A 13931-nucleotide genomic window follows, 5' to 3' on the forward strand; every position below is an offset into this window, starting at 1 on the left:
AATGGCGGCTTTAGATAAAAGCTTACCTTTAGAATATCAATCTGAACAAAGCAGATTGAATATTCTAGGGTTCTGGATTTTCCTAGGGGCTGAAATTATGCTGTTCGCAACACTTTTCGCCTCTTATTTAGTCCTTGCTGGTCGTACGGCAGATGGCCCAACACCAGCAGACTTGTTTGAAGTTAAAACACTTTTAATTCAAACATTACTACTTTTAACAAGTAGTTTTACATGCGGTATCGTAATTCATGAAATGCGTAAGAACAACCAAAAAGCTATGTTAGGATGGTTCCTTTTCACATTACTTTTAGGTGCAGGCTTCTTATTCTTTGAAATTGAAGAGTTCATCATGTATGTTGGAGAAGGCGCTACGCTTCAAACAAGCGCATTCTTATCTGGATTCTTCGTTCTTCTTGGAACACACGGTGCCCACGTAACGGGTGGTATCATCTGGGCAACTTGTGTTATCATCCAAATTTTAAAACGCGGATTAACACCAGTTACAGCTCGTAAAGTATTTATTATCAGCTTATACTGGCATTTCCTTGACCTTGTTTGGATCTTTATTTACACACTAGTTTACTTGAACGGGATGGTGGCGTAATAATGGGACAAAACAATACACAAGCAAATGGACACGCGCATAGCGGGTTTCCATGGTCACACGTTTTCGGGTTCATCTTATCGCTTGGACTAACGTTTCTTGCTTTATACGTTGCGCTTTACACAGACTTGCCACTTTCAACGATATTAACAGCTATTATCGTAATGGCACTTGCGCAAGGTTTATTACAATTAATTATGTTCATGCACTTAAGAGAAGGAGAAGGTACAATTCAAATCCTTACAATGATATACAGTTTCTTCGTTGCAATTGCAACAGTTGGTCTTACTGTATGGATTTTCTTCTCTATGTAATAAATAGAAAAAGACTGCTGAGATAATCTCAGCAGTCTTTTTTATTTATCCCGCATCTTCCCTTCTATCCATATTACGGAAATTACAACATTATCATGTAAACCATACTTATTATGACAAATGTTAAGAAAACTCTTTCTTTATGAAATCGAGTTCACATGCATTGCTTTTCTTCCTATAATATGGCTACAATAAGTACTATATTATTTTGAAGGGAGATAACGCAATGGACCACCATTCTTCAGTCGGGTCACTTATGATTGTTGTTGCAATCGCGTTTTTCATTCCCCTTTTGTTACAACGCTTTAAATTAAAAGCACTTCCTGTCGTAGTCGCAGAAATCATCGCAGGAATTTTTGTAGGAAAAAGTGGATTTAACGTCATCGAGCCTGACATGTGGCTTCAAGTCTTATCAACACTAGGATTTATCTTCTTAATGTTCTTAAGCGGTTTAGAAATCGATTTTTCTATCTTTAAACAAAAAGGGAAAAAGAATACGGCGAACGAACCAAACACGTTCCAAGTAGCAAGCATTATCTTTTTATTCATTTTCATCTTATCCTACGCTATATCACTTATATTCGTGTGGCTTGGATTTGTAGATAATGCAATGTTTATGACACTAATTATCTCAACAATTTCTTTAGGTGTTGTTGTACCAACATTAAAAGAAAATAACTTAGGAAAAACAGCAATTGGCCAAATTATTTTATTAGTTGCTGTTATTGCCGATTTAGTTACGATGATCCTACTCGCTGTATTCGTCGGATTGAACTCGGAAAGCGGCCAAAGCATGTGGCTTCTTCTCGTTCTATTTGGTGCAGGTATTGTAATTTACTTTGTGGCAAGACGCTTTAAAAATATTCCATACCTAGAAAATTTAAAGGCTGGTAGTGTCCAAATTGACACACGCGCTGTATTTGCACTCATTTTAATCTTAGTCGGATTATCTGAATCTGTTGGTGCAGAAAATATTTTAGGGGCCTTTTTAGCAGGTGTACTCGTGTCCTTATTATCACCAAATGAAGATATGGTTGAAAAACTTGATTCCATTGGATATGGTTTCTTCATCCCAATTTTCTTTGTTATGGTTGGTGTTAATTTAGAAGTATGGTCTATTTTTAAAGAGCCTTCTAGTATGCTCATGATTCCAGTTTTAATTGTTGGACTCTTTATCTCAAAATTATTACCATCACTTGTATTAAGAAAATGGTACCCGCGTAACGTTGTATTAGGAAGTGCAATTTTATTAACCTCTACACTTTCATTAGTTATCGCTGCCGCACAAATTGGTGAAAAACTAAATATTATTAGTCCGAGTCTATCCGCTTCACTTATTTTGAGTGCAGTTATTACATGTATTTTTGCTCCTGTACTATTTAAAAAGATGTTTCCGAAGGTGGAAACACCAAAACCAAAAGTTTCTATTATTGGTGCAAGTCGAATCACCCTTCCATTATCACTTGATTTAAAACGCGAAGATTATGATGTGACACTATACATGATGCGTCAAAATAAAGTAAATGCAGAGGAAGCGACATCTCATGACTTCCCTATCGTAAAATTAGATACCATTACGATAGAAAAATTAGACGAACAAAATGCATTTGATGCTGATCGAGTTGTCGTTGCAACAAGTGATGATGAACAAAACTTATTATTAGCAGAACACGCAAAAGAATTAGGTGTTGAACACGTTATTGCAAGTGTAGAAGATCCTCTTCTACAAGAAAAAGCGACGCAAGAACATATTGTCGTATTTTCAACCATCAACTCTACACGCATTTTATTACGTGCACTCATCGATAAACCGAGTCTCGTCCGTTTAATTACAACAGCAAATGAAACAGTTCGTGAAGTTGAATTACGTAGTAATAAATATAACGGTTTACCGCTTCGTCGTCTGCCCTTCTTAGGTGACGTGCTCATCATTCAAATTTACCGTGGTAATCAAGCACTCGTACCACATGGTGATACAAAATTACAAAATGGTGATACGCTCCTTGTAACAGGTTCAAAAGAGCACATTGATACACTGAAAAACATACTAGAATAGCAAAACATCCCCTTCTCAGTTTTTTGAGAAGGGGATGTTTTTTATATAACACTCACAATTTTTTTCTTAAGATTCCCTCTTTTTAATGGTAAAATATTACCATCACATATTATGGGGATGAATCACACTATGTCTATTTCAACGTTAGCTCTTTTGTTATTAGCAGAAGTACTCGTTGCTATTATTTTAATCGGTATTAGCATTGAAATTTGCAGCTATGGATGGAAAAAATCAAATGGCACGAAATACTTTTGTCTCGTTCTTTCCCTCCTGCTTGGCACTTGTAGCGTATTAGGACTCTGCGTGGCACCCGCGTATTTCTTTCTCCAACTTATCGAAAAAACATCTTAAGAAAGGAATGATAGGATGAAAATCAAGCATATCGATGCCTCTGAAACATATGCAATTAGGCAACAGATTTTACGACCAAATCAAAATTTGGAGGATTGTAAATATCCAGCTGACTATGCAACAAATTCTTTTCATCTCGGTGCTTTCTTAGACGATGAGCTTGTAAGTATTGCTACATTTTCTCATGAAATACATCCATCCTTACAAGGTAATCATCATTATCGCTTACGAGGTATGGCTACAGTGCCTGTCTTTCGGAAACAACATGCTGGAAGCTCATTAATTACACACGCCGAAACCATTCTAAAAGAACGTCACACAACGGTACTATGGTGCAACGCTCGTATTAACGTGGCAGATTACTACAAACGATTAGGATTCCTAGAACATGGTAAAGTATTTGATATCGATCCGATCGGACCACATAGACTGATGTATAAAGAAATACAGTAAATCTTTAATCAATTAGGGCCTTCTTCCCAAAATAAATCATTTAATGTTTGGTTTAGCGCATAACAAATATTCAAACATAACTCTAAAGAAGGATTGTACTTCCCTTTTTCAATTAAACTAATCGTTTGCCTTGTAACTCCTACTTTTTCTGCTAATTGCTGTTGTGTTAAATCTAACTGAACACGAGCGACTTTTATTTTACTTACAGCCAATTCAGGTCCCTCCTCTACTATTAATTGCAATATATACATTCCGTTAATCAATTTATAAGTTACATGTTAATTAAATTTCTTTTTCATGTTTCATGCTTTATATTAAATTCCTACAAATTAAACTTTCACTTTATTATACACGAAAAAAGGGTACTTCCTAAGAGAAGTACCCTTTCCTATATGATTATAAGAATAAATGACACCCAAATAAAATTGCAAAGAAATACAGAAGCGGATGAACTTCTCTTCCTTTCCCCTTCACAATTTTTAAAATTGGATAGATTAAAAATCCAAGTGCAATTCCGTTCGCGATACTAGATGTTAATGGAATCCCTACAAAAATTAAAAATGCCGGTAATGCATCTTCAAATTCACTCCAATTAATATCACGAATACTTTGTGCCATTAAACTCCCTACAATAATTAATGATGGCGCAGTAATTGCTGCTACACTCGATAAAGAAGCAATTACCGGACTGAAAAATGCCGTAATAATTGTTAAGCAAATGACCACCATACCTGTTAACCCTGTTTTACCACCTGCTGCAATTCCCGCTGATGATTCAATCGTTGCTGCTGTTGGGCTTGTTCCAAACATAGCTCCCGTTGTACCACCGATTGCATCAGCAATAAATGCTTTACCGAAACGTTTTTCAGCATTATCTGTATTTAAACCCGCTTGTTTAATGAGACCAAGCAAAGCTCCTGTTGTATCAAATAATAATACAAGTAAAAATGAAAAAACAACGCCGTACAATCCATATTCAATTACATCAGAAAATGCAGTCATCGGATTTGAAACAATGATTCCCTGTGGTAAATGAGGAATAGCTGTAATTTTATCCGTAAACTTCAGCTGACCTGTAAAAAAGGCAATAATCCCAGTCACAATCATACTAATGAACAATGCACCACTCACACGCAATGCCATTAACACTGCTGCTAATGCTAAACCAACTAGTGTTAAAATAACAGCTGGTGAATGAAAATCTCCAATTGTAACTAAGTTAGTTGGATGATCCACGATAATCCCAGATAAACGAAGACCAATGAAAGCAATAAATAACCCAATTCCACCTGCAATTGCCTGTTTTAAACTGTCTGGAATTGCGACAATAAGTTTCTGCCGAAACGAGGTGAAAGATAATAGAAGAAAAATAATACCTGTGACAAATACCGCTGAAAATGCAATGACATATGTAATTCCTTCTGCCTTTTGTACAACAGAATAAGCAAAGTATGCATTCATCCCCATCGCTGGAGCAATAACAATCGGATAATTTGCTAAAAACGCCATACATAACGTTCCGACAACTGTTGCAATAATAGTTGCCATAAATGCTTGATCAAATGGTACACCTGCATCAGCTAATATTTTCGGATTGATGACAAGAATGTACGCAAATGTAAAAAATGTTGTGATGCCAGCTAAAATCTCTTGCTTCACAGAAGTGTTATACTTTTGTAATTGGAACATGCTTAGGTACCCTTCCTACACAATGAATTATTATCACACAGTCTTTTCTTATATTATGCGAGAAAATGTAATACTTAATCTTACCAACCAATAAAAAGAAGAGTCAATATATTCGCTAATAGTTCGAATTTTAAGTTTAGGTCTGACAAGGAAAGAAAAACCTTTCTTTTACTTTTAGCTGGAAAAGAGCATCCGCCATGCATAGAAGCGGTCAGGGCCTATTTTAGCCCCATGCCACATTTTAAACAAAAGGAGAAAACGACTGGAGGTCTCCTTTTGTTTACATAGCCGTGATTTATATGTTAGAAAATCTAAATGCATTTTCACACTTCCCTTTTTAGCTGGGAAAGAGCGTCCAGCCATGCATAAAAGCGGTCAGGTCCTATTTTAGCCCCATGCCACATTTTAAACAAAAGGAAAGCACAACGACAAGTTATCCTCAATTATATATTACAAAATCCGAATGATTTTATATAGTACAGAACACAAAAATTATTTTTGTAGCATAACAGAGAGAAATGTTTTATAATTTAAAATAGTCGCACTTTAAGAAAGCGCATTCAAATTTTTTCATCCTATAAGGAGGCTTTTTATGCAGCAAACAAACAAATCAGGAACTTTAAACCGCGGTCTAAAAGAAAGACACATCACATTGATGTCCCTTGGATCCGCTATTGGTGTAGGACTATTTTTAGGATCTGCTTCCGCTATAAAATTAGCTGGACCTTCTATTCTATTAGCCTATATGATTGCTGGGCTCGTTATCTTCTTCATTATGCGTGCTCTTGGGGAAATGGCAATTGAACAACCAGTTGCTGGTTCTTTTAGTAAATATGCATATGATTATTTAGGACCTTTAGCAGGATATATCACCGGTTGGAACTATTGGTTTTTATGGGTTATTACTTGCATGGCGGAAATTACTGCCGCTGGTATATATATGGAGTTTTGGTTCCCAGATATCCCGCGCTGGATTTGGGCGTTAATGGCTCTTGTACTAATGAGTGCATTCAACTTTTTATCAGTAAAAGTATTTGGAGAACTTGAATTTTGGTTTGCTTTAATTAAAATTGTCACAATTATCTGTATGATTGTAATTGGGACAGGCATCATTCTATTTGGATTTGGAAATGATGGAATTGCTACTGGAATTTCGAACCTTTGGTCACATGGTGGCTGGTTCCCAAATGGTTTTTCTGGGTTACTTCTTTCCTTACAAATGGTGTTATTTGCTTATTTAGGAGTCGAACTTATCGGAGTTACAGCTGGTGAAGCACAAAACCCGAAGAAAACACTCGCGAAAGCAATTGATAACGTATTTTGGCGTATTTTACTCTTCTACGTTGGAGCTTTATTTGTGATGATGGCAATTTATCCATGGAATGAACTTGGCGATAAAGGAAGTCCGTTCGTATTAACATTCCAACAAATTGGCATAGCAAAAGCAGCGGGTATTATTAACTTTGTTGTCTTAACAGCTGCTCTTTCTTCTTGTAACGGTGGTTTATTTAGTACAGGACGCATGCTATTTACATTAGCACAACAAAAAAAGGCACCTGAAAAATTCGGTCATTTAAATAAAAACGGCATTCCAAGTAAAGGAATTTTGGCAACTTCCTTCGTTTTACTTGTTGGCGTTATTTTAAATTACCTCGTTCCAGCAAAAGTATTTACATGGCTTACAAGTATTTCAACATTCGGGGCAATTTGGACATGGGGCATTATATTAGTCGCACAAATCCGTTTCCGCAAAGGCTTATCAGCACAATCTGTACAAAAACTAACGTACAAGATGCCATTACATCCTTTAAGCTCTTATTTCTCACTCGGTTTCCTTGTATTGGTGTTAGGAATTATGGCTTATTCAGAGGATACAAGAATCGCATTAATTGTTGGCCCAATTTGGTTAATTGCACTTGTCATCGTGTACTTTATGAAAGGTTTTCATAAAACAGATTCACCTACCTCTTCTTCAAAAGTTGGTTAAAAAAAACGCGCTTCTTTCAAATGAAAGAAGCGCGTTTTTACCTAATTATTTTTCTTTCGAGAAAAACATTCTTGAAATAACAATTCCTAATCCACCAACAAGTAAGAATAACACTGCGCGGATCATCATTGATACTTCTGGTAAATCTAAGAAAAACAGCTTACCGACTGTTACAACTAATACAACAAGTCCAGCATATAATATTTCATTCATTCTTCTATTACGACCAAACCAAACTGATACTAAAGCATATATCATCCATAAAAGTGACACATATACACTGATAATACTTCCGTCTGTTGAAAGAACCTCTCCTATTCTAGTAATCGTGACAAATATAAGCACCATAAATCCATACATCATAATGGAATACGCATACTTCCCAAATTGTTGCAACATTGGTTTCACTTTCACCATGACATAATAATATGTTCCAACTAAGATGAGATGAGCTACGAAAGCAGCTGACATAAATGTCTCAAACGGACTAACAAGTGTCTGAAGCATACCAATCGCATAAATGACAGCACTTATATAAAACTTAATTTCTTGCTTCAATTTAGTAGAAGTAACAATACCTAAAAATCCTTGTAACATTAAGACAATGGATCCATTCACTAAGCTAAATTCATATAAAATCGCTAAACTAAACGACCCCATCGCAAAACCAAATAAAACATCCGTAAATAATGACTTGTTATTTTTTGTATATTCTGCTCCAAACATTACAGCGTGTACAACCGCACTTATCAATAATCCCCATGTTGTAAATTCAGGAATCTTCGCAATTGACATGATAAAGAAGATTGCATTAGCACTGAATACTGCCATTCTCGGTTGATACATAAAAGTTCGATCAATGAACATATGCCAAAATAGTGTAAGATGAATCAGTCCATAAACAACTGTTAATTGTATGTGTAGATTTCCTAACAATACTGTCATAACTACAAAGAAGATAAACGTTACAAGTACAGAAACAGCATAAGACACCATATATAAATATTGATAACGGTTTTTATATGCATACCATAATAAACTCATTGTTAATAACGTTTCATATCCAAAGAAAATGTAGGAATTAGGGGCTGCACTATTTAATAAAAATGGTACAAAAAATGCTCCTACCGATACAAATATAGCAAGATACTCTGATTGATATCGCTTAGCGAGATAAATACCGAGTATAATCCAAATAATATTTAAGATGAATGCAACGCTGGCCGGAAAAAAGTTATACAAATAATGTGCAGCAAATGTTGTTAAAACAATACTTGTCACACTACCTCCAGCTAGCACGAGACCAAGCGCTTGACGTTCCTGCTTAATTTGCATATCCCCTATATAATACAATCCAACTGATAACGCTACCCCAAATACAATACGAATAACTGGCGTAAGTAATCCTGCATCTACCCCTGCCTTAAATAGCCAAATGACCCCCAGCAACATAATGGCAACGAAAATTCGTGGCAGCCATGTTTGACAAAATTTTATTATATCAAACGGTTCAGGCTTAAATGCAGAAATGTCTACTTGCTTTACTTCTGGTTCTTTCACTCTTTCTTCAGTAACGACAATTTCTTCTTTTTGTACATTTGGTTTCGAAATGACAATTTCTATTTCCTCTTTAATCGGTTCCCTGACTTGTTGAACTTTTTCTTCTTCCATTACTCTTTGCTGCGCTTTCAACTCATAAAGTGTCTCCTGCAACGTATCAATCGTTGTTTCTAGCGCCTCTATTTTTTTACTCAAATCCTTTTTCATTTTCTCCCCCCTCTAATCATGCCGATGAAATAGTAAATCACATCATAGCAATTGGATAAATTACCAGTTATTTATATCATACTCTTTAACTATCTATTTTTTAAGATATTTACTCCTATTAACCCCAATTTTTGCTATTATAGTAGTAAATGGAAATCTTTTTTCGTAAAAATGAGGTGCTTCTATGAAACAGTCCGTTTGGAATTGTTGTTCAAAAAAGAAAATTCGTGGTTTAAGGAGAGTATGCCGAAATTTTTTAAAATATACCACCGCGCATACAAGTTCCTTGCCCAGCACAACTGAGCTATCCTCTTTAGGCTGTTGGTCTATTCATCTTCCGTTTCCTCCTTCTCACATCAGATCAAAATCAGTGAAACGATTTTATTTACAAACAATCATTAACCGAGTAGAACATTTCATCCATTTAAAAACTATAGCTGGAAAAGAATATCGTATTTATTTTTGTGCCTCATTTCCTAGCTTACAAACTTCTAATATCTTAATTGTATGTAATAAACAAGGCATAGAACGATTTTTTGAAGGCTTTTTAGACAAATCTACGGACGGGCCACAGTGGATTTCCTTATCACAAGAACGCGATATAAAAAAAGAACTCGGTTTACATATCCCTAAAGAATTACAAGTAAAGGGGTACACAGAAATTTTCACTGATCCTCATTCCAACGATAAAGAGATGTGGTTTATAGGCGAATTAGAGTAAACAAAAAAAGTGTTTCCCAATAAGGAAAACACCTTTTTCTAATCCTTTTTATTCATACAAGCACTTACAACCATTCCTAAACAGCCGCCTACAATCGCTGGAATAATCCAGCCTACTCCTTCTGTATACAACGGAATATGTTCTAGTATAGGTGTCCACTTTGAAAGGAACACGTTACGATTTAAAATATCTATCCCACTAAACAGCGCTACTATTCCAATGGTAACTGGATATATATACGTATACTGCTCAATATATTTATGGCATAACCCCAAAATAATAAGCGTTAAAGCAATTGGATAAATAAATCCAAGAATCGGAACGGATACTTTTAAAATTTGTGTTAATCCTAAGTTCGCAAGGATCATACTAGTAGCACTTAAAATAAAAGCCCACACTTTATAAGAAATTTTAGGAAATACTTCCGCAAAAAATTGACTACATGATGTAACAAGTCCAATTGACACACATAAACAAGCAACAGTAAAAATAATTCCTAATAATACTGTACCACTTTGGCCAAATAATGCAGTCATCACGTGAGCTAGCACTTGTGCACCATTATCAAACTTTCCAAGCGAGCCACTTATCGATCCAATATATCCGAGAATAACGTAAATAAGAGATAATAAAAGACCTGCGCCGATACCAGCCATGCTCATATATGTTGCTAAGCCTTTTTCGTCGTGTACTCCTTTTGCACGCAAAGCATTGGCTATAACAATCCCAAAAATTAACGCCGCTAAAGCGTCCATCGTTAAATATCCATCTAAAAATCCTTGAAATACCGCAGACCCTCTATAGTTCCCTATCGGTTCTTGAACATTTCCTATTGGCGTCATCATACTTTTGATAAAAATAATAGCAATCATACATAATAATAACGGTGTTAACAACTTCCCAAATAACCCCATCAATTTTGATGGTGATAAACTTAACCAATAGACAATGCTAAAAAAGATAACAGTATAAACACATAGTAATACATTACCCGCCTCTGGGAAAAACTGACCGGGTCCCATTTCAAAAGCTAAACTCCCTGCACGTGGTATACCTAATCCTGGACCAATAAACAAATAAATAAGACAAGGAAAAATAATTGCAAAAGAAGCATGTACACGATTAGCTAATCCTTGGAAACTTCCTGCTTTCGCAATTGCGATTACACCTAATATGGGAAGCCCTGTTGCTGATATAATAAATCCAAGTAACGCAATCCACACATGTTCTCCTGCTTCATATCCAAGAAAAGGTGGGAAAATAAGATTTCCAGCCCCGAAAAACATCGAGAATAGCATAAGGCTCATAAGTAAAATTTCTTTTTTCTGTAATGATTTCATTTCTTTCTCCTTCTTTATTTTTAAATAAGATGAAATCCTTCTCATCCTATACATATCGTTTTTCAACATATAAATTTCAGCTATGCAAACAAAAGAAGACTTCCACTCATTTTCTACTTTTGTTTTCCATCGCACGGCGCTAAATAAAGCCCTGACCGATTCTATCCATGACCGGATCCTCTCTTCCATCTAAAAAGAAAGAGGGATATCAATTTTCCAACTACTTATAATCTGGTTCTACATATAAATTACAGCTATGCAAACAAAAGAAGACCTCCACTCATTTTCTACTTTTGTTTTCCATCGCAAGGGGCTAAAAAAGGCACTGACCGCTTCTATCCATAGCTGGATCCTCTCTTCCATCTAAAAAAGAAAGGTTTTATATGTTTTTTTATTTCCCCACTAGAACAAACATAGTCCATAGTCTATCACAAAAGAAATCCCCATTCTATATCTTTGAAGGTTTCCAATTTCTTCTGAAAAATCGACCTTTATTGACATTTAATAGTTAATAAAGTAAACTATTAAACATATAAAACTATTAACTTTGTTTTCGTTTGTGTCAGGAGGAAACTTATATGGAATCAGCGATGCAACTTGAGAAAAAACAACAAAGAAACAAAAAACATCCTCCAGGTTTATATCTACTCTTCTTCACAGAAATGTGGGAACGATTTAGTTACTATGGATTACGAGGATTATTAACACTATACTTAACAACAGCTTTAGTAAGCGGTGGCCTTGGATTTAGTCCTGCTTGGGCACTTTCTATCTACGGATTTTACACTGGAGCATGTTACTTCACTCCAATGATTGGCGGATACTTAACTGACCGATTTCTTGGAAAACGCTTAGCTATCACGATAGGCGGCGTGACAATGGCAATCGGTAACCTTGCGCTATTTGCTCTACAAAATCAAATTGGCCTATATCTTGGGCTAGCGCTTATTATTATTGGTAATGGTTTCTTCAAACCAAATATTTCTACACTTGTCGGAGAATTATATGAAGAAAATGATCCAAAACGTGATAGTGCATTTACCATTTTCTACATGGGTATCAATGTCGGTTCATTTTTAGCTCCACTCGTTTGCGGATTTTTATCAGAAAATTTATTCAAAACAACTGTAGATGGCGTTGTTCATTACGGCTTCCGTTACGGATTCTTAGCCGCTTCAATTGGTATGATTATCGGTCAAATTTTATTTACAACATTGTCTAATCGCTACCTTGGCGATATCGGTAAAAAACCAACAAGAGATTTACAAACAGCATCGGGTACACAAACAACTGGTAATACACCACTTACAAAAAAAGAAAAACAACATACAGCAGTTATCGTTATTCTAACTTGCTTCGTTGTCTTCTTCTGGGCTGGTTTTGAACAAGCCGGTAGCTCGTTAACATTATATACAAACAATTTTGTTGATCGTTCTGTATTTGGATGGGAAATCCCAACATCTTGGTTCCAATCAGTTAATCCACTGTTTATCATTTTGCTTGCCCCTGCTATTTCAGCACTATGGGCTAAGCTTGCTACAACAAAACGTGGAGACCTAAAAATCCCAACGAAAATGGGACTCGGTATGATTTTACTTGGAATCGGTTATATCGTTCTCGTTATTGCTACATTAAAAACAGGTAGTGACGAACACAACATTACTGAGAAAGCAAACCTATTATTTATTGTTTTCACGTATCTTTTCCACACATTAGGTGAATTATTCTTATCACCTGTTGGATTATCAATGGTAAGTTCTCTTGCTCCAGTCAAACTCGCTTCATTACTAATGGGGGTTTGGTTAGCTAGTTCAGGGATCGCTAACATTTTAGGGGGCCAACTCGCTAGTTTTACAACTGCACTTGGATATTCAGAAGTATTCACTGTTATAGGAGCTGTCGCTATTGTTTTAGGATGTGTTTTATTATTACTTTCTAAAAAACTAGTAAAATGGATGGACTAAAAAAGCTGAGGGATTGCTCCCTCAGCTTTTTATTTTCTTAGTCTGAACAAAATCACCTGTAACAACAAAACGCTTCGAGTTATCCGATACAGACACACATGTAATAAGTGTAACTTCTTTCTTCTCGTGATCTTCTACTACTTCCCATTTATCAGGTGTTACTTCTGTCACATTCGTCACAACGTACTCATATTCATTTTCATTATCATACAGATAAATTTTATCGTCCTTTTTTAATGATGCTACATCACTAAATAGAACACCTTTTTTTGACATATTATGCCCTGCTAATGCATAATTTTCTTTTCCCATTTCCTGATTCTCTTTTACAGTTGCTGCTCCTGATAATAAATTTTTCTCAGTAGAAGCTTTTAAAATTGGGAGTTTCAATGAAATACTCGGAATCTCAATACGACCAATTACTTGTGTTTTATCTAATGATGCATTTGCTACCTCTGATAAATCAGGTTGGTCAATTTTAGATGCATCTACAAATTGTGTGTCCTGTTTTTCATATTCCATCTTCTGAACAGCTTGTACATTTTCTTTTTGCTTCTTCTCTGCCATATATCCATCATAAAATGGCTTACCAATTAAAATGCCACCTACAACAAATAAAAGAACTGCTAGTATACTATATATTCTCCTCTTATTCATACATAATTCCTTCCCTTTACAAAATCTT

At 35.6% G+C, this 13931-nt stretch carries 13 protein-coding genes; 8 read left to right on the forward strand and 5 right to left on the reverse strand.

Features of this window, described 5'->3' with window-relative positions; translation table 11 throughout:
- The first annotated feature begins 1 nt into the window (after position 1).
- From qoxC to CN373_RS15345, 5 genes are all read left to right on the forward strand, one after another.
- Positions 2 to 604, forward strand: coding sequence for a cytochrome aa3 quinol oxidase subunit III (qoxC, locus tag CN373_RS15325; RefSeq protein ID WP_000729309.1), 603 nt, complete (start codon positions 2 to 4; stop codon positions 602 to 604).
- Positions 605 to 606: 2 nt separating this feature from the next.
- On the forward strand, positions 607 to 918 hold the full coding sequence (qoxD, locus tag CN373_RS15330; protein WP_000531390.1) for a cytochrome aa3 quinol oxidase subunit IV: 312 nt from the start codon (positions 607 to 609) through the stop codon (positions 916 to 918).
- A 226-nt stretch (positions 919 to 1144) separates the two neighbouring features.
- Positions 1145 to 2974: a monovalent cation:proton antiporter family protein gene (locus CN373_RS15335; protein ID WP_098359637.1), complete on the forward strand. Its 1830-nt coding sequence runs from the start codon at positions 1145 to 1147 to the stop codon at positions 2972 to 2974.
- A 117-nt stretch (positions 2975 to 3091) separates the two neighbouring features.
- Complete coding sequence (locus CN373_RS15340) at positions 3092 to 3325, forward strand: DUF4022 family protein (protein ID WP_111901857.1); 234 nt, start codon at positions 3092 to 3094, stop codon at positions 3323 to 3325.
- Positions 3326 to 3340: 15 nt separating this feature from the next.
- Complete coding sequence (locus CN373_RS15345; protein ID WP_098359638.1) at positions 3341 to 3778, forward strand: GNAT family N-acetyltransferase; 438 nt, start codon at positions 3341 to 3343, stop codon at positions 3776 to 3778.
- An 8-nt stretch (positions 3779 to 3786) separates the two neighbouring features.
- Here CN373_RS15345 and CN373_RS15350 read toward each other — a convergent pair whose 3' ends face one another.
- Entirely contained in the window at positions 3787 to 3990 is a 204-nt protein-coding gene (locus tag CN373_RS15350; RefSeq protein WP_000301188.1) for a helix-turn-helix transcriptional regulator, read from the reverse strand.
- Between the two features lie 184 nt (positions 3991 to 4174).
- Entirely contained in the window at positions 4175 to 5467 is a 1293-nt protein-coding gene (locus CN373_RS15355; protein ID WP_098359639.1) for an NCS2 family permease, read from the reverse strand.
- A 592-nt stretch (positions 5468 to 6059) separates the two neighbouring features.
- Between CN373_RS15355 and CN373_RS15360 the strand changes: the two genes are divergently transcribed.
- Positions 6060 to 7454: an amino acid permease gene (locus CN373_RS15360; RefSeq protein WP_098359640.1), complete on the forward strand. Its 1395-nt coding sequence runs from the start codon at positions 6060 to 6062 to the stop codon at positions 7452 to 7454.
- Positions 7455 to 7499: 45 nt separating this feature from the next.
- Here the strand turns inward: CN373_RS15360 and CN373_RS15365 are convergent, their stop codons facing one another.
- Positions 7500 to 9221, reverse strand: a complete 1722-nt coding sequence (locus tag CN373_RS15365; protein ID WP_098359641.1) for a DUF2339 domain-containing protein — start codon at positions 9219 to 9221, stop codon at positions 7500 to 7502.
- Positions 9222 to 9405: 184 nt separating this feature from the next.
- Between CN373_RS15365 and CN373_RS15370 the strand changes: the two genes are divergently transcribed.
- The gene (locus CN373_RS15370) at positions 9406 to 9942 is read left to right on the forward strand and encodes a DUF3916 domain-containing protein (RefSeq protein WP_002055785.1); all 537 of its coding nucleotides are present in this window, start codon (positions 9406 to 9408) and stop codon (positions 9940 to 9942) included.
- A 38-nt stretch (positions 9943 to 9980) separates the two neighbouring features.
- Here the strand turns inward: CN373_RS15370 and brnQ1 are convergent, their stop codons facing one another.
- Positions 9981 to 11249, reverse strand: coding sequence for a branched-chain amino acid transport system II carrier protein BrnQ1 (gene brnQ1 / locus CN373_RS15375; RefSeq protein ID WP_430794190.1), 1269 nt, complete (start codon positions 11247 to 11249; stop codon positions 9981 to 9983).
- Positions 11250 to 11860: 611 nt separating this feature from the next.
- On the opposite strand from brnQ1, the gene CN373_RS15380 reads away from it, so the two are divergent.
- Positions 11861 to 13246, forward strand: coding sequence for a peptide MFS transporter (locus tag CN373_RS15380; protein ID WP_098359643.1), 1386 nt, complete (start codon positions 11861 to 11863; stop codon positions 13244 to 13246).
- Between the two features lie 21 nt (positions 13247 to 13267).
- Here the strand turns inward: CN373_RS15380 and CN373_RS15385 are convergent, their stop codons facing one another.
- A complete protein-coding gene (locus tag CN373_RS15385; protein ID WP_001042654.1) occupies positions 13268 to 13903 on the reverse strand; it encodes a class A sortase in 636 nt (211 codons plus the stop codon).
- Positions 13904 to 13931: the final 28 nt, after the last annotated feature.

Origin of the sequence: Bacillus cereus, from assembly GCF_002561295.1 — a bacterium.
In the GTDB taxonomy this organism is placed as follows: domain Bacteria; phylum Bacillota; class Bacilli; order Bacillales; family Bacillaceae_G; genus Bacillus_A; species Bacillus_A cereus_S.